This is a genomic window from Desulfatibacillum alkenivorans DSM 16219 (assembly GCF_900142135.1).
GTDB lineage: Bacteria > Desulfobacterota > Desulfobacteria > Desulfobacterales > Desulfatibacillaceae > Desulfatibacillum > Desulfatibacillum alkenivorans.
Genome location: NZ_FQZU01000036.1, coordinates 25,880 through 45,764, shown reverse-complemented (window position 1 = coordinate 45,764; position 19,885 = coordinate 25,880). Strand labels below are relative to the sequence as shown.

Genomic DNA, 19,885 nt, shown 5'->3' with positions numbered 1-19,885 from the left:
TAGAACATCAGATAGAATTACAGGAGCCCTAAATGACTGACGCTGCATTGAAATACAAGGTCGCGGACATTGGCCTTGCGGATTTTGGACGCCGGGAATTGGAAATCGCCGAGCACGAAATGCCCGGCCTGATGGCCACACGTGAGAAATATGGCCCCCAAAAACCTTTGAAAGGCGCCAAAATCAGCGGAAGCCTGCATATGACCATTCAGACCGCCGTTCTTATTGAAACCCTGGTAGAACTGGGTGCGGACGTGCGCTGGGCCTCCTGCAATATATTTTCCACCCAGGATCATGCCGCAGCGGCTATCGCCAAGGCCGGCGTTCCGGTTTTTGCCTGGAAAGGCGAAACTCTGGAAGAATACTGGTGGTGCACCAAACAGGCCCTGACCTGGCCTGACGGAACAGGCCCCAACCTGATCGTGGACGACGGCGGAGACGCCACCCTGCTGATTCACCGGGGATATGCGGCGGAAAATGACGCCTCCATCCTGGACGAGCCCACGGATAATCACGAACTCCAGTGCATCAACGATGTCCTGAAAGCCACCCTTAAGGAGGACCCCCAGTTCTGGCACAAAGTGGCCGCCGAGTGGAAAGGCGTTTCCGAAGAAACAACCACCGGCGTCAACCGTCTTTACCAGATGCAGGCAAGGGGCGAACTCCTGACCCGGGCCATCAACGTGAACGACTCGGTGACCAAAAGCAAGTTCGACAACATCTACGGCTGCCGCGAGTCCCTGGTGGACGGCATCAAGAGAGCCACGGACGTGATGGTGTCCGGCAAAAACGCTCTGATTTGCGGATACGGCGACGTGGGTAAAGGCTCGGCCGAATCCCTGGCCGGCCAGAACGCCCGGGTGAGCGTGACCGAAATCGATCCCATCTGCGCGCTTCAGGCATGCATGGCCGGCTTTCAGGTGGTCACCATTGAAGACGCCCTTGCGTATACCGACATCTATGTCACCTGCACGGGCAACAAGGACATCATCACCGCCGAGCATATGTCCAAAATGAAAGATCAGGCCATTGTGTGCAACATCGGCCATTTTGACAACGAAATCCAGATGGACAAACTTAGCAACTGGCCCGGGGTGAAAAAAATCAATATCAAGCCCCAGGTGGACAAGTGGGTGTTCCCTGACGGACACTGCATTTACATCCTGGCTGAAGGCCGCCTTGTGAATTTGGGCTGCGCCACCGGGCATCCCAGCTTTGTCATGAGCTCTTCCTTCACCAACCAGACCTTGGCTCAAATCGACCTGTGGCAGAATCCCGGAGAAATTGGGGTCAGCTGCCTGAGCAAGCAACTGGACGAGGAAGTGGCCCGTCTGCACCTGGACAAACTGGGCGCCAAGCTGACCACCCTGACCCCGGATCAGGCCGATTACATCGGCGTGCCCGTGGAAGGTCCCTTCAAGTCGGACATTTACCGCTACTAAAAAGAAAAAATCTCCGGCCTGCAAAGTCCTGCAGGCCGGAGCATGTCTGCATATCGGCCGTTCAAGCCGCAGATTCACCCGGAAGGCCGCCCGCCTTCCGGGTTTTTCATTTTTACCGGAAATAGGAGGGGGTATGGAAAGGATTACGGAAAACCTGGTTCGTTGTCCTTCGTGCAAGGGGGGCTATTGTTCCGTCAATCGGGACGAAAAGGATTTTTTCACCTGCAAGGTTTGCGGCGAGCGCTACCCTATCAGGGACGGCTTTGCGGATTTGGTCCCGGAGCTCCATTTGAGGAAAACCGTGGCCCAGTTCTTTATGGAGTCGCCCGCCATCGTCAACATTTACGAAAGCCGGTTATGGCGCAAAAGCATTGCCGCCGCCATGATCCTGGGGATTTCCTTTAACAAGGAAGCCAAACTCATATCCGGGGCGGCCAACATAGCCGACGCCGACTCGGTGCTGGACCTGGCCTGCGGCCCGGGCATCTATACGCGGGCTTTCGCAAGGACCATGGGCAAGGGCAGGGTTGTGGGCCTGGATCTCTCCGCTCCCATGCTGCGCTGGGGCGCCTCCCGGGCGAAAAAGCAGGGCCTGGACAACGTGGTTTATGTGCGGGCCAGCGCTTTGGATCTGCCCTTTGAAGAGGAAAGTTTCGAAGCGGTCAATTGCTGCGGGGCTCTGCACTTGTTTCCGGACCCGGACAAGGCTTTGGAGGAGATCAGCCGGGTTCTGGCGCCCGGAGGCTGCTTTACCGTGGCGGCTGTCCGCAGGGGTCATGGATTGCTGGGCGCGGTCAGGGAAAAGTATACACGCAGCATGGGCTTTCGGGGGTTTACTTCCGATGAGCTGTCCCAAACCTTGGAGCGGAAGGGCTTTTCGGGAATTCATTGCCATCATGACGCTCGGCGATGGATCATCATGAGCGCCGTTAAACAATAAAAAAAACCGGTCAATCCCCTTTGGTTTAACCAATGGGGATTGACCGGATAATATTTTGCCGTAATCAGGACAAAGGAATCCCGGCTTGTTATCGCCCGGATTCCAAAAACAAAGACCTCGAACACTCTCTTGTAAAGCGTGAATAAAGTATAAAGTATCCCGAGTATAATTGGCAATTAAAAAATTAAGACCCGGGTATGAAAAAACTCACACCGCATATCTTCATGAAAAAATGAAATAAACACGGCTGAAAAGGGGCGTTTCCAGGCAAGGGAGGCGCCCCTTTTGGGGCTTTGTGGAATCTTATGCCTGAAAAACCACTCTGCCCGCCTGCAAAACCATGGAAGGTTTGAGGGCGTTTGAGGCTGTTTCCAGAGGATTATCTGGGAAAACCGCCAAGTCCGCAATTTTGGGGCTTTCCACGGTTCCAAGATCGTTTTCCATGCCAATAATATGGGCGTTGTTTATGGTCGCCATTTTCAGGATGTCTGTGGTTTGCAATCCCGCCTCCTCCAAAAGGACCATTTCAAACCCGATGTTCCCGGGAAAGACGAACGGCACGCCGCCGTCGTTTCCGCAGCCCATTTTGACCCCCGCTTCATACAGAGCCTTGATATTGGCCACGCCCTGGTTGGCGTATGCGTTGAATATGGAAGGGCACAGCCAGGGGATGAGGTGATGCTTCTCGTAGGAGTCGGGATCGGAAAACTTGCGGCAAAAATCCATGCCGCCCTCTACGAACACGGGTTCGCAGAATTCTCCCAAAAAGCCCTGCAAGGTGTCGCTTCTCAGGTTATTGTAAAAGTCCGTGCTTTCCGTACCCCAGTTTTCGTCTCCTCTTACGGGGAAAACATATCCGTAAGGAATGCTGATTGTCGGGACGACATAAGTCCCTTGGGAAATTAGTTTCTCCAAGGCTTCCTCCGGTACGGGGGCGTCGCACACCATATGCTCCAGGGTGTTCACTCCGCCGTACAGGCCTTTGCCCAGGCCGCCGATCTCCATATGATGCATGGCTACCGGCAGGCCGCATTTGGCTGCTTCGTCGCAGACGGCCGCCACCATTTCCTTGTCCATGAGGGGCATGTCATTGCATGGCAGCAGGAGCTTGGTCTCCTGCTGGAACAGTTTGATGGCGTCGGCGCCTCCGGCGGCCGAGGATCGGACGGCCTTCCTGGCTTCCTTGATGCTGCCTACGTTGTGCCAGGATTCCCAGGTGGAGAAATTGGTGAGCATGTCCCCGTAGCCGTTGTTAATGTCTATGGCCACGGATCTCATAATCCGGGGGCCGGCGATTTTGCCCCTGTCCATGCGCTCCTGGAGCCATTGGACGCCGGAAACCCAATCCGCCACGGATAGCATGTCCCTGACCGTGGTGACTCCGTGCTTGATGCATTCCTCGGCGTTTCTTTCCACCTGGCGTTTGTACGAAAACAAAGCCGCCGGACTGACGGCGATGCTGCAAGGCGCGGTCATGTGGCAGTGTGCGTTGATAAGCCCGGGCATGACATAGCCGCCTTGCAGGTCGATTTCCCTGTCCGCCTGGACGGAAGGCCAGTCTTCCTTGGTGAACAGTTGGGCGATGCGTCCCTGCTGAATCAGGATGCAGTTTTCCCGGCGGATCGTCCCGGTTTGAACGTCCACTATGGACAGATTGGTCAAGGCCAGTTTGTCGTCCGGCTTGACCAGGGCTTCGGGCAATTGGTAGCGATTGGTGGTGGATGCGCAGGATCCCAGCAGTAAGGCGCTGCTGACGGCCGAAGACACGGCCAGAAATTGACGGCGATTCATTTTTCCCCTCCGTAAAAGTTTAACCCCTCCCTATCTGGATTCGCCCTCAATTTGCAAAATATACAGGGCTTCGTCAAGCCCGATTTGCTGCAATGCGTCAATGGCGGCGCTTTTGTCCAAGCCAACAGGCTCTAAGCCCGCTGCCATCTGCAGGCATACTATGGCGTCAGACAGGCTAAGGGCGCCGTCTGCATTGGCGTCCCCGTGACACACCCCGGTTTCGCAATCGCCCAGGCTCACCCAATCCGTCTCGACATATGCAGAGTTTCTGGCTTTGACGCGGAACGCATAGGCGCTTTTGGTCGCAAGGCCGCTGCTGGTCCATAGAGAATCTGTGGTCCAGCCCGAGGCTTCTCCGGTGGTTATGTTTTCGCAAAAATACTCCGTCTCTTCCGGATTGCCCCCTGTGTTCCAGGCGGCCTCAATTTTGTCGCAGCCTTTTGCTTTTAAGGCCCCTGCTTCCGGCGCCAGAGCCAGGGTGACTGCGCAAGCCTCGCCGATGGCTTCGGTCGGGTTTCCGGCGCCGTCATAAGCGTAGACCGTGTAGCAGTATTGATGGTTGGGCTCCAGGCCGTCGTCCGTATAGGCCGTGGACTCGTAATGGCTGTTCGAATCATTCCCGCCCGAGCCGCCGGTGGGGCTTTCAGTGAATGTAAATTGATAGTACACGGGGTTTTCCCATTGATCCACGGCGGAAAAGGACTCCATGGCAATGGATGACTCGTTGACGGCGTAGGGGGCCGTCGCCCAATCAAAAGAATTTTCCGCAGCGGGGGGCGTTGAATCCAATAACAGACGAACGGTTTGGTTCCAGGAAAGGTCCGTAAAGCTCAATATCTGGGGATAGGTGTAGCTGTGATCCCAGTAATCAGGAGGAGGCAAATAGATGGTCAGCCCCCGCATGCTGGTTTCGTCCGTGTATTTGTAACTGCCGTAATAGCCGCTGTGGATAAAATAATTAACGCAGGCGGCTCCAAGCGCCTGGCTTTCCAATTCCGCCGCCGCAGAAATCACCTGAGCGTCCGAGATTTCCTGCTGGGCGTGGTAAGCCAGGGAGCCCAGGTCCAAATAGAGAGGGCCTTGGATCATATTTTCGGTCGCAAGGTATAAATCGGCCCTTTCAGCAAAAGGGATTTGGTCCATTTTTTCCAGCAGGACGGAGGAGAAGTTTTCCAGGGCGCTGAAAAAAGGCGCCATAAGGGTCAGGTCCCAGGCGGAAAGGGTTGCCATGTAGTCGTATGAGCCGTAAAAATTTTCGTAAGAGTCGACAAGCGCCGAAGCAAGGGACCGGGCGCCGGGAGCATTGTCCGCCGTTAGCCTCTGGCCTATATCCGCGTAATCAAAGCCTTTGGCGCTGACGTTGTCGCCTGACGCCACGAAATAGCGGGCGACATTCCTCAATTCGTAAGCCACTTCCACCATGCCCATGAGGCAGGCGTCCATGGCTACAACATCGACAACAAGGCCTGCATTTTCGATGGCGCCGGAAACCTCGGTCAGGCTCAGGCTGTCGCTGCCCGAGGTGTTGTCGTAGCTTATGGCCTTAACGGGGAAAGCGTCCTCATCCTCCCCTGCGGGCGGCGCCGTTGACTTTTTGGAAGCCAATCGGGCGGCCACATGGGGCGGCAAGGACAGTTCCACTTCCTTGCCGGTGAAAGGGGCGTCCCGTTCCTCCGCTGGCAAAGATTTGTACTCTCCCTGCCAACCGCTGCCGTGATCCCAAATCACCAGCACCGAGTGCTCCGCGGGAAAATCCGTAAAGGCCGTTTCTACAAAATTCCGTAAGGTGGATTGGTCGCCCATGTTTTGCTCGCCCCAATCCTGATACAAATACACGTCCGAGCGCACCGTGTCGGGGGTGACGACATACATCCTGGTTCCGAACCAATTGTCATGGGTCCAGTCATAGCCGTTGATTCTATCGAATAGAACGATGAAGTTTATGTACTCGTTGGTTCCCTGCGGATGCAGTTCATCGTAAAAATCTTCAATGGCATAGGGCTCCAGATTATTGTCCCCGTTTAAAAACAAAGCGAAGGTGACTCCGGCCAGATTGGCCGTCAGCGTTTTTTGAATGGAGGCCGGAGCATAAGAAGCGTCGCCCTCAAAGCGGGCGCGAATGGGATAATCGCCTTTCGGGAATGCGGGATCCACATAATAGAAGGCTTTGGCTACGCCCAAGTAGTCCGTTGGGTAGCCTCCGTCATCTTCATTAAAGACGTGCCAGGCGTCATTGTAATAAATATCAAAATAGATGGCCGCATTATAGATGGCATCGCCGGATTCGTCGACCAATTTGGCTTCCAGAAGAACGGGCATGCCCAGGTTGGAGTGCTTGTTTATAAAATGGGCGCCGGGGAACTGACAGGGCGCCGCCGCCCACGAGGAAAGGGGGGCGGCAAGAAAAAAAAACGGAATTGCAAACAGCGGAAGTCGAGCCAGAAAAATTTTAAACAAAGCTGCGTTCCTTTATGATTAATTAACTGATAAAAATCTCCTTATCTGTGTTCGCTGTTAATTTGCAAAATATACAGGGCTTCGTCAAGTCCAACTTGTAATTCGGCGTCGATTGACTTGCTTTTATCCACGCCTGCCGGCTCCAGGCCCACAGCAATCTGCAGGCACAGAATGGCGTCTGCGATGTTTATGCCGCCGTCTGCGTTAATGTCTCCCGCGCACGGACCTAATTCAAAATCACCCAGACTCACCCATTCGGTCTCCACCTCTTCCAAGTTTCTGGCTTTGACGCGAAATGAGTAGGTCGCGGTGATGGGCAGGTCGCCGCTTACCCACTCCGCATCCGTAATCCAGCCTGAGGCGTTTCCCGTGGTTATATTCTCGCAATAGTATTCCGTGCCGTCCGGGTTGTCTCCCGGATCCCAGGCTGCGAGGACCTGATCACAGTTTTTGCGGGTCAGGCTTATTGCTGCGGGCGTCTGGGCCAATGTTACGGCGCAAGCCTCGTCAGTTGCGCCGGTTTCATTGCCTGCGCCGTCATGGGCGTAGACCGTGTAACAGTATTGATGGTTGGGCTCCAATCCGTCGTCCGTGTAGATGGTGGACTCGTATCTGTTGCTGGAATCGCTTCCGCCGGACCCGCCGGTGGGGCTTTGGGTGAATGTGAATTGATAATAGACCGTGTTGTCCCGTTGATCCACAGCTGAGAAGGACTCCATGGAGATGGAGACGTCATCCACGGCTTGAGGCGCAGCGACCCAAAGGACTGTATTGTTATCGGCGGACGGCGGGATGTAGTCCAATAGCAGGCGAACGGTTTGGTTCCAGGAAAGGTCCGTGAAAGCAAGAACATCAGGATCTGTGTAGGTAGAGTCCCATGCGGTTAGTGACGGCCAATAGATTGTCAGGCCCCGCATGCCCCTCGTGTCCGAGTATCTGTAACTGCTATATATACCGCTGTGGATAAAGTAGTTAACGCACGCGCTTCCTTGCAATTGGGTTTGCAGGACGGCGGCTGCATTGACTACCTGGGAGTTCGAAATTTCCCGTTGGGCGTGATACGCTAAAGAGCCCAGGTCCAGATATTCTTCTTCATCGATCATATCCTGGGTTGCAGACTTTAGAGCGGATCTTTCCGCAAAGGGAATTTGGTCCAACTTGGCTGATAATACGGCGGAAAAATTTTCCAAGGCGCTGAATAACGGCTCCGATAGGGTTAGGTCCCAGGCGGACAGGGTGGCATGATAATTGTCATTCCCGTAATAATTCGCATAGGAAGTCACCAACGCCGAAGCAATGGAGCGGCCGTCCGGCGTGTTGGCCGCCGTCAGCCTTCCTCCGATATCATCATAATCAAAGCCATAGACTGCAACGGTGTCGGCCGACGCCACGAAGAAATTTGCTGCATTTTTTAACTCGTACGCCACTTCCACCATGCCCATCAGGCAGGCGTCCATGGCGACAACATCTACGGTATGGCCCGACCCTTCAATGGCGCCGGACACTTCCGGCAGGCTTAGGCGGTCTCCGTAGGAGGTGTCGTCATAGCTGATGCCTTTGACGACAGTTTCCTCTTCCGCGTCTGTCTCCATGGTCGCTGACTTTTTTGACGCCAACCGGGCTGCAACCTGGGGTGGCAAGGGCAGTTCCACTTCCGTGCCGGTTATGGTTTCGTCCGTTTCCTCCAATACGGCGGATTTGGTTTCACCCTGCCATCCGCTGCCATGATCCCAAATCACCAGGACCGAGTTATCCGCGGGAAAGTCCGTAAAGGCCGTTTCCACAAAATTCTGCAAGGTGGATTGGTCGCCCATGTTTTGCTCGCCCCAATCCTGATAAGGATAAGTCCCCGCCGCCACAGCTTCCGGGGTGATGATGAACATCCTGGTTTCGGTCCAATTGCCCTGCGCCGCGGAATATCCGGGCCTTCTGTCGAACAAAACGATGAAATTGACATACTCGTTCAGGCCGTGGGGGTAAAGCTCGTTATAGAAATCCGTTATGGCGTAGGACTCCAGATTGTTATCTCCATTTAAATACAGGGCGAAGGTGATTCCGGCTTCATTGGCCTCAAGGGTTTGTTCCAGAACCGTGCTTTCCGACTTCGTATTGCCGTCAAAACGGGCGCGGATTTGATAATCGCCGGCGGAGAGCGTCGGGTCCACATAAAAATAGGCGCTGGCCGCGCCGGTGGAGTCGGTAATGTATCCTCCGTCGTCCTCGTTGATTATATGCCAGGCGCCGTCATGATAAATGTCAAAATAGATTGCCGCTTCCGGAATGGGATCGCCGGAGGAATCCACCAATTGGGCTTTCAGGAGAACGGGCATGCCCAGATTGGATTGCTTGGCGGTGAAATACAAGCCTGAGAATTGGGCCTGATCCGCCCATGCGGAAAGGGGAAAGCCAAGGAAAAAAGTCAAAATTGCGATCAGCGGGAATCGAGCAAAACAGTATTTTAACAAAGCTACCGTCCTGTAGTGATTAAATTAATTGTCAGGCCCTAAGTATACTGCCGGCATCAGCGCCTTGATGGTAACAAGAAGCGCATGCCTCGCCAATTCCCCCAATCGTATAATAATGCATAAAAAAGATTTAGTCCATACTTGATAAAAATTACTAAAACGCTGAGGCTTTCCCTCGGCTGCTGATCCTGCACCAAGAGATTAAACCAGCACCGCCCCTGCTTGCCCCTTATGCCTCAGTACGTTTGCCATGCTGATTTTTTCCCCCGCCCGATGGACGTGGCAGCCAAAGCCTTGCAAAACCTTTTCCAGGTCTGCGGCGTTGTTCGGCCCCTGCGCCGCATCCACGCAAAGTATGGTTATGCCGGCGCCCAACTCCTCCGCGGGTTGAAGCTCCCGGAGATGATGAAACAAGGATTCCTTGTCGCACAAAAGAATTACGGAGCGATCCGGGTTTCCCAACGCGGCGCCGATGGCATAGGGAAGGCCTGCGCCCGCCGTGGCCCCCTGGTCCATAATGTGTCCGCCTGCGTGCTTGCGGCTTTTCAGAAAAGCAGGGGCAAAAGCGGCCGGCGCACCGTCCGCCACCAAAATGCAGTCCTTAAGAGAGTCTCCGTCCAGCAATTCAAAGGCGGTTCGGATGGGGCCATCCGCCGCCTTCAAAACTTGCTGCGCTGCGGCTTCGCCGGTTTTAAGGGCTTTGTTTTTCCACGCGACAGGCTTGCGGCCTTTACGCCGGGCCAAAGCCTCGGCCAGGCGATTAAGCGCGGATTCGGGATCGGCGAACACCGGGGCCGCCGTTTCCTGGCCCAGCAGGGCGTCCGGGTCGGTCTCCACTTGAATTATCGTCGCATTTTGGGCGATTTTCAGGATTTGTTGCGATTCGGGATCAAGGCCGGCGATCAGCAGGCAGTCGGCCTGCTCCAGAATTTTTCTTCCTGCCTCAAAGTTTGCAAAGCTCCCGGCATCCCCCATAAAAAAGGAGTCCTCCGCGTCAAAAGCTCCGGCGGAAAGCCGGGTTCCTAAAAAGGGAACCTCCAGCCTTTCCAGGCATGCTTTAATCTGAGGGAACCTGCCGGCCCGGCCCATTCCCTGGCCGATGACGGCGACAGGCTTTTTCGCCTGCTTAAGAAGGCCGCATGCTTTTTCCAGGGACGGGGCGTCGCCGGGGATCGGTCCGATATACCGGGACTGATGGGGCGGCGGCAGCAGGCGCTTTTTCCGCTGGGAGGTCAGAAAACGGTGCTTGAACAGCACGTCCACGGGGATGTCCAGGTGGACGGGGCCTGGTATTCCTGAAGCGGCTTCGCGAAAGGCCCGGTTGATCAACTGGGGAATGCGCTCCCAGTGATAGACGATGGCGTTGAATTTAGTAATGGGGGAAAACAGAAGGTCCTGCTCGCAGGCCTGGAGGTTTTCCTGGTTGGGCTTCATTTTGTAGCTTTGAACCTGGGGCGCAATGGAGATCACGGGCAGGTAGTCAAGCCAGGCTTTTATGAGTCCGCCCACTTCGTAAACCACGCCGGCGCCAACCGTGCACATGGCGACGGCCGGCAGGCCGGTAGTGACCGTGTATCCGCATGCCATAAGGGCCGTGGAAGTCTCGGACCTGGGCGTAATGACGTCAATGGAGGGGTTTTTGCCTATGGCGTCGTAGATGGTTCCCATTTGTCCGCCGATAATGGAAAATACGTATCGCACGCCCTGATCCAGAAGGGATTTAACAACAATTTCTCCGCCGGTGGTTATCTTCATAATTACACCCGCCTTTTCGCCATGGGGTTAAAGCCGACAAGCGCCTTTCGGACGTAGGATGCCTGGTGCAAGGCGCGGCTCAGGCCCATGTCCCTTCCTTTCCAAAGGCTTTTGACCAGTTTGACGGGATTGATCTGCGCCCCCTCGAATTCCACCATGGCGAAGCTCAGAAGGCTGTCCGGCAGGTTCTTGCAATCCGTCACGCAATCGATCAGGGCCGGGCCGCCGGATTGAACCGCCCGTTCATAAGCCGGGGCCAGCTGGTCCGCGGACTTGACCCTTTCCCCATGCAGGCCGAAGCCCGCCGCAATCCTGGCGTAATCGATGTCCGGCAGGCAGGTCCCCACATAATTGCATTCAAACAGGGAATCCTGGAGAGCCTTGATCATGTTCCACGAAGAGTCGTTGTTGACCACAATGGTGATGGGCAGATTCAGGCGCTGGATGGTTTCCAGTTCGCTGACGGCGTACAGGCAGGAGCCGTCCCCGGTGATGAGCATCACCCGTTTTTCCGGCGCAGCCAGGGCGACGCCAATGGCGTAGGGAACTCCTCCGCCCAGGGCCGCCATGCCAAAGGGAAAGAACGTCTGCCGGGGGCTCATGCCCGGTCCGTACATGGCCGCGTATAATGGCGTGTTGCCGCCGTCGATGACCATGACCAGGTTTTCCTTCTCCACTATTTTGCCCATTTCCAGGGCCAGGAGCCCCTGGTGCAGGGCGCCCCAGGGACGGCTTGCGAAATTGTGCAGCCTGGTTTTGCGCTCCCGTTTCAGGTTGGAGAGAAAAAGCCTCCAGTTGGCCCAAGCGTCCGGAGCGACGAAGGAGGAAGCCTCCAACATGCCCGCCATTTGAGCCAGGACCGTCTTGACGTCGCCTAAAACCGGAATTTCAGGGCTTATGTTAAGACCGATCTGATTGGGATTGTTATCCACATGGATGCATTTGATTTTTTTGGACCACAGCGGAGGCAGGCCGAATCCTTCCAGGCCGGAAAAGCTGCAGCCCAGGGCAAGAACCACGTCCGCCTGTTTGATGGCTGCGTGGAAAGCCTCCCCGGCGGTATAGCTCGGCCCGCCCAGGCAATAGGCATGATCGGCCGGAATGGCGCCAATCCCCGCCATGCTGGTGCAGCCGGGGACGCCGTAACGCTCCATGAATTGCACCACATCCAAGCTGGCGCCGGAGGCTTTGACTCCCCCGCCCGCCATGATCAGGGGCTTGCGAGCCGTTTGCAACAGCTTTACGGCCTGCCCCAGGGCGCTTTCAGCTCCCTCCGTGCGTAAGTGCGTAAGTTTTCGGTGCGCTACAGGGCCTTCCTGAGGCAGGCCGGGAATTTCATCTTCAATTTGCCGCTCTAAAAGTCCTGCTTCGATGTCCAGGTGAACAGGCCCCCGGCGGCTTCCCTGACTATGGGTTACGGCGTCCTGAAAGGCTTTGGGCGCATCGGCCAGGGAGGAAACGCGATTTCTCCACACGGTAACCGGCTCAAAAACCCGGTTGGCGTCATAAGCCGAACGGTTCACCCCTTTATTAGCGTCGGGAGCCTGGTCGTCGCATAAACTGATGGAAATAAGGGGAATCTTATCAGCCCAGGCGTTGGTGACGCCGGCGATTTGGCACAGGCTGCGGCCGTGGCATTCCGTCAGAACCGCGGCGAACCGTCCTGACCTGCGAATATACCCGTCCGCCATCATAGCGGCGGCGGTTTCATCCCTGGCATGAATCACGGTCATGCCGTCAATGCTGGTCAGGCTTTTTACTACCGGTTGCAGCCTGGGCGCGGCAACCGTGAATACAAAACCGATTCCGGCGCCGGCGATGCTGCGCGCCAGGACCTGGCTTCCTGATAGAGTCTTCATTGAAGGCGCCTCATAAGTCTTTTTATTTCAAATTGTTGTGAAAACAGATTTACGATTGTGATTGTCAAGGCCGTTTGACAAGCGTTGGTGCAAATGGTTTCTCCAGTCAAACTCATAATCTGATTTGTCCAATCTATCAAGTTATTGTGAACCAATTACGGCAAGAATGCGGAAAGATTTCATTTTGGCTCCGCTATTATCAAACGGTTTTTTTAAAGGGCTGCAAATCCTGCCGTCAAAGGCGGCAAACGGGCATGGATATTGCTTCTCAATGCCCTGGAAAACTGCGGGTTTAATTTGCGTGAGGAAATTTAATTGAACAAAAATTTAGGTTCGGGGCAAAAACTGGTGCGGGTGCTGCAATTAGGATTTCTTGCGCCCACCATCATCGCAATTCTAATCGTTGGATATGCTTGGGTATCCCATCAATATGACATGTTTAATGAAAAGGCTTTGGACCTGAAAACGCACCTGCATAGCCTGTACATGGAGCGTGTCAAAGAGGAGGTGGAGAACAGCCTTGAATATGTCGACTATGCAAAATCTCAAACAAAGGACCGATTAAAAGCATACATCAAAGACAGGACATATGAGGCGATCGCCAGCGCCGACTATATTTTTCGCCAAAACGCTGACAAACCCCGGGAAGAAAAGGCGAAAAAAATCATCGATTCGCTTAAGCCGTTTCGGTTTAAAGGCGGCCGAGGATATTACTTCGCCGTGGATTCCCAAGGAATAGCGCGCCTGTTGCCGGCAATGGAGGACCTGGAAGGCGAATATATTGGAGATCTTACGACCCAAGAGGGTACGAAAATCGTATGGCGTATAATCGAAGAAGTCAGCCGGGAAGGGGAGGGCTACTTCGAATACTCCGCCTCCAAGCCGGGTTTTGCAGGCAGCAATCATAAAAAAATTTCATTTATAAAATATTATCCCCCCTTGGATTGGTATATAGGCGCCGGGGAATACCTGGATGATGTGGAGAATGAAATCAAGGAGGAAGTATTAAGCCGCTTGGATACGGTCCATTTCGGCCAGGACGGATATGTTTTCGCCGCAACACATGACGGGCTTATGCTGCTTGGGCCGGACAAAGGAAGGAGCTTCCTTGAAGACAAAAGCCATTGGGGGTATGCAGCCGCAAATAAGATGACGTCCACGGCAAAGGAGGGCGGCGGTTTTGTGGAATACTCCATTCCTGACCCTGCAACAGGAGCGGATATAAAAAAAATCAGCTATGTCAAAGAGGTTTCCGACTGGGGCTGGTATATAGGCGCCGGGATAAACCGCCCGGACATAGAGAGGGAGTTGGCGGCAAAAACAATGGCTTTGCAAAAAGCCGTCAACAGAAACGTTTTAATCATTATCCTGGTTTTGTTTCTGGCTTGCATGGTTATCCTGACGATTAGTTATGTGCTGGGAAAGGGCCTGGAAAAAAGTTTTTTGGAGTTTGAGGGCTTTTTTAGAGAGGCCGCTCATCAGGACGTTCTGATTGACTTGCAAAGGATTCATTTTCAGGATTTCGCCAACCTGGCTGCATCGGCCAATGAAATGATAACAAAAAAGCGCCTGGCTGAAAACGAGGCCAGAATCGCCAAGCTCTACCTCCAAGATCTAATCAATTCCATGCCTTCCATTATCATTGGCGTGGAAAAAGAAGGCCGGGTGCATTCATGGAACAGCAAGGCGGAACAGGTTGCCTGTGTGCCCTCCTCAGAGGCTTTAGGCCAAATGCTTGACGAGGTCTTTCCGAATTTCGCCCAGTATATGGGACATTTGAAAAGCGCCATTCAGGATCGGCGCATCCGCAACGAAGAGAAAGTCGCCATGATTATTGACGGCCGGGTTCATTTTTGGGACCTGACTATCTATCCCTTGATGAGCGGGGACATGGAAGGCGCCGTGGTGAAAATGGACGATGTGACGGAGCGGGTGCGCTGGGAGGAAATGATGATTCAGACCGAAAAAATGGTCTCATTGGGAGGGCTTGCCGCAGGCATGGCCCATGAGATCAATAATCCTTTGGCCGTCCTCATGCAAAATTCGGAAGTGATAATCCACCGGATGACCGGCGATAATCCGGCCAGTGAAAAAGCCGCCCGGGAATGTGGAACCACGATGGACGGCATCCGGGCCTTCATGGAGAACCGGGGCGTTGTGCGCATGCTCAAAGCCCTGCGCGAGGCGGGGGGGCGGATTTCAGGCATAGTCAGCAATATGCTTGATTTTGCGGGAAATCAGGATAGCGGCTTTTTCCCGCAGAATATCGCAAGACTGCTGGATAAGACCATTGAACTGGCCTCCAGCGACTATAACCTCCACCGGCGGTTTGACTTTAAAAGCATATCCATAATCAAGGAATACGATCCGGCGCTCCCGGGGGTTCCCTGCGACCCCTCAAGGATTCAGCAGGTGGTTTTCAGCCTGTTGCAAAATGCCGCCCAGGCCTTGAATGACCTTGAAGACCCTTCGATCATCCCTTCCATTACCATAAAGACGTCCCTGCAGGGCTCATTGGCGCGCATCGAACTTTGCGACAACGGCCCGGGCATGGACGAGGAAACCCGCAAACGGGTTTTTGAACCCTTTTTCACGACGAAAACCGTGGGAAAAGGCACGGGCCTGGGGCTTTCGGTGGCCTATTTCTTAATCACCGAATTTCATGCCGGAAGAATGCAGGTGCAGTCCGAGCCTGGCCAAGGGACCTGTTTTATTATCGATCTGCCCTTGGAGCTTCACAATTGAAAAGGCCTAACGCCTCCTCATCATGAACTCGCTGCGGATGAATCCAAACTGCTCATAGAGCCCGTGGGCGTCCTTGGTTTTCAGGATATGCGTCAATTCTGCAATTTCGGGATGCTCCATGGCCGCCGCCACAACTTTTTTTCCCAATCCGCGGCCCCGGTGGCTTTGTTCAATGATAACGTCGGCGAGAAAAGCCGTCGTGGCTCCGTCCGTCACCGCCCTGGCAAAGCCCACCTGCTCGCCGTCCAAATAAGCGCCGAAGCACAGGGAATTTTCAATGCTTTTTTGAACGGTCTCCAGGCTTCTGTCCGCAGCCCAATAGGAAGCGCGCAAAAAACCGTGCACTGCGGCGGGATTAATTAAAGACTTGTCGTCCGATATAATGTAATCAAGATGCTTCCATTCCATAACATCGCCCGTTGTGCGGCTTAGGCCGCCTTCAAGGAATTGCATCCAAGCGGCGTTCTCCGGTTTTCAAGTGCGGAGCGTCCATGATATACAGGCTTGACGGCCGGAATTTAAAAAAGTATAGCCGGGAATCCCCCAGTATTCAAGGAGTCTTGCCCATATGAAAAAAGTCCTGTTGTTTTTGGCCCAAGGCTTTGAGGAATACGAGGCCGCCGTGTTCACGGATGTTTTGGGGTGGAGCCGGGTTGTGGGCGACGTCCCGGTGGAGGTGGTCACGGCCGGACTCCGGCCGGAAATTCAATGCACCTGGAGCTTGATCGTCAAACCCCAGGCGCAGTTAAAGGATCTGGATCTTGCGGAGTTCGACGCCCTGGCGATCCCGGGCGGCTTCCAGCGCGCCGGGTTTTATGAAGACGCCTATCATGAGGACTTTTTGGAGGCCGTTCGCCATTTTGACAAAACCGGAAAGCCCATCGCTGCCATTTGCGTGGGCGCCATGCCCGTGGGGAAAAGCGGCGTGCTCACCGGAAGAAACGCCACGACCTATCATTTGGTGAACGCCCGAAGGCGCAAGCAGCTCGCTGAATTCGGCGCTGTGGTTTTGGATCAGCACGTGGTCGTGGACCGCAATATCATTACGTCCACCGGCCCGGCAACCGGCCTGGAGGTCGCATTCATCCTGCTGGAGATGCTGACCACCCGGGAAAACGTGGAAAAGGTCCAGGAAGCCATGGCCATCATCGACCCCAGGCCCCTATAAAGCCAATTGATACTCCCGGAAGCACGGCTTGCCCTGGTGTCTCATGCACCCGTGCACCTCGGGAGTGACGGTGTATTTGATCCCCAGCCCCTTGAGCCAGGCTTCCACACGGTAGAATATGCCGCAGTCGTAATCGTCCAGGGCGCCCAATCGCTTAACGCCCTTGTATGCGAAGCACACGTTGTCGGGCTCCTCCCAGCGAATGATATTGTCTCCGGGATAACTGCGCTTGAACTGCATGAAATCCGCCCCAATCAGGTCGAATCCGCCCTCGATGAATTCCTGCAACTGCTCGTAGGTAGTCACCTCGTCCATGCCCAAGGCCTTTTTCAGGCGGGGAACCTCGAAAGCGCTCATAGCCAGAATCGCCTGCCTGTTCAGATCGCTGGCCGCCTTGGCGCCGTATTTTTGCAAAACGCTGCTGAACCAGCATCCGTCATGGGTCATCCAGCCCATGCACAACAATTCCCTCAAGTCCTTTTTGTCTATGGCATCCAGCCTGCTCATGTCTCCCTCCTTGCTTGTTGCTGCGCCTTCATAGCCTGCCAGGCCGCATAGCCGATCAGCTCCTTGGCCTGCTCCATGTCCGTGTAGGCTATTCCCTGCACCCAAAGCCGGGTGAACTCCTGGCAAGGCCCCAAAATGATGGAAATACCCACGTCCCGAGGAATCGGCCGCAGCTTTCCCGAGGCCATGTGCTTGTCCAAAAATAACCCGATGGCCGGGATGAAATCCTGGTTCGCCGTCTTTATGCGGTCTTCGGAATCCTGCATGAAGTCCGCATGGCGCATATTCAGCAGGAATTTGGCCCAGGCCGGGTTGGAGGCGACCCAGTCAAGGTGCCGGCCGACCATACCCCTTACGCCCTCCTCTGCATCGGGCCTCTCTTCCAAAAAGACGGCCATCCCTTCCTGGTAATCCTTCAGGCCTTCCATGTAGACCGCCGCCGCCAGCAATTCCTTGCTTTTGAAATGGTGGTACACGCTGCCGTAGGACGCCCCCGACTTTTGCCGGATTTCCTGCATGGTCGCGTCCGTAAAGCCCTTTTCATTAAAGATTTCCAGGGCGGCCAGAATAATCTGCCGCTTTCTTTTCGGCGTTGTTTTATTGGGTTTTCTTGGGGTCGCCATGTTTCTCCGTTCAAGAGTTTTATTAGACTTGTAGTCTAGACTGAAAATCTAATCAAGGGAAAATGCAGGCAAGGCGCTCAGGAATGGCGCATGATTTTTTGTTTCTGAATTTAACTTATTGATTTTCAATAAAATATTTAGGAAGGAAGAGGCGGCGGGAAACTCCTTTTATGAAAAAAGAGTTTTCCCCCCGGATTTTTTTGCGGCATTTTTATTGCTGCTGCTGCTGTTGCTGCTGCTGTTTGAGCATGGCCATGTATTCGGATTGCAGCTCCCGGATGAGGGCGCGCAGGGTCCATGTTTCGGACGTGGGGGTGAGCGCAGCCCACAGCTGGCGGGGCAGGCCCAGGGTTTTCCAGCCGTTCATAATGAGTTTAAGCTCTTTTTCCGTGATTCCGCTCATGATGACGGCGGGGGGCATTTTCCCTTCCCTGCCTTTTTGGCGGCCGTCAGGAAGGGAGACCAGTTCGGAGAGGAGCGTGTCTCCGTCTTCCGGGGTGCAGAAGACCACGGGCGTAGGGGCTTTCACCTCGGTTTTCAGCATGTTCAGGAAGGCGTCCTGAGCGTCTGCGGAATAGCCGCAAACCAAAAGGGTTCTTGGGCCGTACATGGGTTGATCCGAGTCCGTGACCCGGGTCATGGTATTGTCTGACATCCGGTTTCTCCCAAAAAAATCCGGGGGAGCCGTTGGGCGCCGGCTCCCCCGGAACGTTTACAAAGGTTTTTATTTTATTTCGCGAACTTCCACCCGGCGGTTCCGGCGCATGTTGGCTTCGGAATCATTGGGAACGATGGGCTTGGTAAAGCCCCATCCTTTGGTGGAAAGGCGGCCGGCGTCCACGCCTTTGTCCACCAGGATCTTTTTGACGGATTCCGCCCGGCGTTCGGAAAGATCCTGATTGTAATCCTTGGCGCCCCGGTTGTCTGCGTGTCCCTGGAGTTCGATTTTCATCCCGGGGTTATTGTTCAGAATCGGGATCACCTTGTATACCAAAGGCAGGAACTCGGGCTTGACATCCGCTTTGTCCGTGTCAAAGGTCAGGCCCATGATTTCCCAGCAGCCGTTTTCATTGACCGCGGCGCCTTTGGGGGTGAAGGGGCAGCGATCCTTGAAATTAGGAACGCCGTCGCCGTCAATGTCATTATTGGGCTTGGGCGGAGCCGCTTTGGGCTGGTTGTAGAAAACCTGGTTGACGAATTGGGTCATGCCCGCGCCGGAGCAGAGGTCTTTGGCGTCAAAGGATGCGTCGCAGCCGCCGATTTTGGCGATGCCGCTCAAAATTTCCTTGCCCGAGGCGTCAGCGCCCACCGCGATGGTTGCAATGCAGAGCTTGCCGCCCATGCGGTCTTTCAGCTTCCTGGCCGCTTTGACAGCGTCGTCGCTGGGGTGTCCGTCAGAAAGAATGATGACGGCGGTCCGGCCGGACGTGGAGCACAGGTCCTTGTCGGCTTCCGTGATGGCCAGTCCCAGGGGGCTGGGTCCGTTGGGGCCCCACAGGGGCATTACGGCGTTGGCGTATTCCTCAGGCGAATACTTGGAGAATCCGTACCGCAGATCGGTCTGGGGGCCGGAAGGCACGGCGTTCAGTCCGTAGGTTCTGAGCCCTGCTTTAAGGTCCAGGTTGGCGACGGCCTGGTTCATGAACAGGACGATCTTTTTGGCGCAGGTGAATTTTTTCAAGCCTCCGTATGATCCGGCCATGGACTCGGAGCCGTCCAAAATCACGTAAAAAGAGTCAACTTTCGGGGTTTGGCCGGGAAAGCTGAACTCAAAGTTTTGGTCCGCCGCAATAGGGCAGGCGGGTTTGGGGCCTGTTGCACAACCGAAGGCCATGGCTGCAATAGCAACAAGTAGAACGAGTTTGATACACAGTCCGCGTTTCATCATGATTTCCTCCTTGGGGGGTGAAAGCAAAAAAAATGGGAACCTCATTGTTGAAACATCACATGGAAAAGCAAGTTTATTTAAAAAAAATTAGCACATCTCTTCGGATTATGGCAAGGTGAACCTGAATATCGGCCCTGTCCCCATCCTCGGTAGGCCGATTACCCGGGAAAAATCGAAATCAAAAATCGGCAAATATGTGAAATAGCGCACACATTGCTCCCTTTGACGCGTATATGGATTGCACT

At 54.6% G+C, this 19,885-nt stretch carries 14 protein-coding genes; 4 read left to right on the top strand and 10 right to left on the bottom strand.

Annotation, left to right across the window (positions count from 1 at the left end):
* Positions 1 to 32: 32 nt before the first annotated feature.
* Together ahcY and BUE18_RS21570 are read left to right on the top strand one after the other, a co-directional pair.
* Positions 33 to 1,442 carry an adenosylhomocysteinase gene (ahcY, locus tag BUE18_RS21575; RefSeq protein WP_073478252.1) on the top strand — a complete coding sequence of 470 codons (1,410 nt, stop codon included), beginning with the start codon at positions 33 to 35 and terminating at the stop codon, positions 1,440 to 1,442.
* A gap of 133 nt (positions 1,443 to 1,575) precedes the next feature.
* A complete protein-coding gene (locus tag BUE18_RS21570; protein WP_073478251.1) occupies positions 1,576 to 2,382 on the top strand; it encodes a methyltransferase domain-containing protein in 807 nt (268 codons plus the stop codon).
* A gap of 303 nt (positions 2,383 to 2,685) precedes the next feature.
* Here BUE18_RS21570 and BUE18_RS21565 read toward each other — a convergent pair whose 3' ends face one another.
* The 5 genes from BUE18_RS21565 to BUE18_RS21545 all read right to left on the bottom strand — a co-directional run bounded on the left by BUE18_RS21565 (position 2,686) and on the right by BUE18_RS21545 (position 12,709).
* Positions 2,686 to 4,173: an amidohydrolase family protein gene (locus BUE18_RS21565; protein ID WP_073478250.1), complete on the bottom strand. Its 1,488-nt coding sequence runs from the start codon at positions 4,171 to 4,173 to the stop codon at positions 2,686 to 2,688.
* Between the two features lie 30 nt (positions 4,174 to 4,203).
* A complete protein-coding gene (locus tag BUE18_RS21560) occupies positions 4,204 to 6,630 on the bottom strand; it encodes a clostripain-related cysteine peptidase (protein WP_073478249.1) in 2,427 nt (808 codons plus the stop codon).
* A gap of 41 nt (positions 6,631 to 6,671) precedes the next feature.
* On the bottom strand, positions 6,672 to 9,053 hold the full coding sequence (locus tag BUE18_RS21555) for a clostripain-related cysteine peptidase (protein WP_244549361.1): 2,382 nt from the start codon (positions 9,051 to 9,053) through the stop codon (positions 6,672 to 6,674).
* A 243-nt stretch (positions 9,054 to 9,296) separates the two neighbouring features.
* Positions 9,297 to 10,850, bottom strand: a complete 1,554-nt coding sequence (locus BUE18_RS21550) for a thiamine pyrophosphate-binding protein (RefSeq protein ID WP_073478247.1) — start codon at positions 10,848 to 10,850, stop codon at positions 9,297 to 9,299.
* Positions 10,851 to 10,852: 2 nt separating this feature from the next.
* A complete protein-coding gene (locus tag BUE18_RS21545) occupies positions 10,853 to 12,709 on the bottom strand; it encodes a thiamine pyrophosphate-binding protein (protein ID WP_073478246.1) in 1,857 nt (618 codons plus the stop codon).
* 315 nt (positions 12,710 to 13,024) lie between these two features.
* Here BUE18_RS21545 and BUE18_RS21540 point away from each other — a divergent pair, with 315 nt between their 5' ends.
* Positions 13,025 to 15,454: a cache domain-containing protein gene (locus BUE18_RS21540; protein ID WP_073478245.1), complete on the top strand. Its 2,430-nt coding sequence runs from the start codon at positions 13,025 to 13,027 to the stop codon at positions 15,452 to 15,454.
* 6 nt (positions 15,455 to 15,460) lie between these two features.
* Here BUE18_RS21540 and BUE18_RS21535 read toward each other — a convergent pair whose 3' ends face one another.
* On the bottom strand, positions 15,461 to 15,907 hold the full coding sequence (locus BUE18_RS21535) for a GNAT family N-acetyltransferase (RefSeq protein ID WP_083611211.1): 447 nt from the start codon (positions 15,905 to 15,907) through the stop codon (positions 15,461 to 15,463).
* A 115-nt stretch (positions 15,908 to 16,022) separates the two neighbouring features.
* Here BUE18_RS21535 and BUE18_RS21530 point away from each other — a divergent pair, with 115 nt between their 5' ends.
* A complete protein-coding gene (locus BUE18_RS21530) occupies positions 16,023 to 16,622 on the top strand; it encodes a DJ-1/PfpI family protein (protein ID WP_073478244.1) in 600 nt (199 codons plus the stop codon).
* On the opposite strand, the gene BUE18_RS21525 is transcribed toward BUE18_RS21530, so the two are convergent.
* The 4 genes from BUE18_RS21525 to BUE18_RS21510 all read right to left on the bottom strand — a co-directional run bounded on the left by BUE18_RS21525 (position 16,617) and on the right by BUE18_RS21510 (position 19,640).
* Positions 16,617 to 17,129, bottom strand: coding sequence for a DUF6125 family protein (locus BUE18_RS21525; RefSeq protein WP_073478243.1), 513 nt, complete (start codon positions 17,127 to 17,129; stop codon positions 16,617 to 16,619). The two genes, BUE18_RS21530 and BUE18_RS21525, sit on opposite strands and share 6 nt — an antisense overlap.
* Positions 17,126 to 17,752: a TetR/AcrR family transcriptional regulator gene (locus BUE18_RS21520; protein ID WP_073478242.1), complete on the bottom strand. Its 627-nt coding sequence runs from the start codon at positions 17,750 to 17,752 to the stop codon at positions 17,126 to 17,128. The genes BUE18_RS21525 and BUE18_RS21520 overlap by 4 nt, the downstream gene beginning before the upstream one ends.
* A 211-nt stretch (positions 17,753 to 17,963) precedes the next feature.
* Positions 17,964 to 18,407, bottom strand: a complete 444-nt coding sequence (locus BUE18_RS21515) for a DUF3783 domain-containing protein (protein WP_073478241.1) — start codon at positions 18,405 to 18,407, stop codon at positions 17,964 to 17,966.
* Positions 18,408 to 18,476: 69 nt separating this feature from the next.
* Complete coding sequence (locus tag BUE18_RS21510; protein WP_073478240.1) at positions 18,477 to 19,640, bottom strand: OmpA family protein; 1,164 nt, start codon at positions 19,638 to 19,640, stop codon at positions 18,477 to 18,479.
* Positions 19,641 to 19,885: the final 245 nt, after the last annotated feature.

What these genes read in the sequence shown, in the direction of transcription:
- BUE18_RS21510 (WP_073478240.1), bottom strand. Translation starts at nt 19,640, where the DNA reads ATGATGAAACGCGGACTGTGTATCAAACTCGTTCTACTTGTTGCTATT.
- ahcY (WP_073478252.1), top strand. Translation starts at nt 33, where the DNA reads ATGACTGACGCTGCATTGAAATACAAGGTCGCGGACATTGGCCTTGCG.
- BUE18_RS21545 (WP_073478246.1), bottom strand. Translation starts at nt 12,709, where the DNA reads ATGAAGACTCTATCAGGAAGCCAGGTCCTGGCGCGCAGCATCGCCGGC.
- BUE18_RS21550 (WP_073478247.1), bottom strand. Translation starts at nt 10,850, where the DNA reads ATGAAGATAACCACCGGCGGAGAAATTGTTGTTAAATCCCTTCTGGAT.
- BUE18_RS21525 (WP_073478243.1), bottom strand. Translation starts at nt 17,129, where the DNA reads ATGAGCAGGCTGGATGCCATAGACAAAAAGGACTTGAGGGAATTGTTG.
- BUE18_RS21565 (WP_073478250.1), bottom strand. Translation starts at nt 4,173, where the DNA reads ATGAATCGCCGTCAATTTCTGGCCGTGTCTTCGGCCGTCAGCAGCGCC.
- BUE18_RS21520 (WP_073478242.1), bottom strand. Translation starts at nt 17,752, where the DNA reads ATGGCGACCCCAAGAAAACCCAATAAAACAACGCCGAAAAGAAAGCGG.
- BUE18_RS21535 (WP_083611211.1), bottom strand. Translation starts at nt 15,907, where the DNA reads ATGCAATTCCTTGAAGGCGGCCTAAGCCGCACAACGGGCGATGTTATG.
- BUE18_RS21530 (WP_073478244.1), top strand. Translation starts at nt 16,023, where the DNA reads ATGAAAAAAGTCCTGTTGTTTTTGGCCCAAGGCTTTGAGGAATACGAG.
- BUE18_RS21570 (WP_073478251.1), top strand. Translation starts at nt 1,576, where the DNA reads ATGGAAAGGATTACGGAAAACCTGGTTCGTTGTCCTTCGTGCAAGGGG.
- BUE18_RS21515 (WP_073478241.1), bottom strand. Translation starts at nt 18,407, where the DNA reads ATGTCAGACAATACCATGACCCGGGTCACGGACTCGGATCAACCCATG.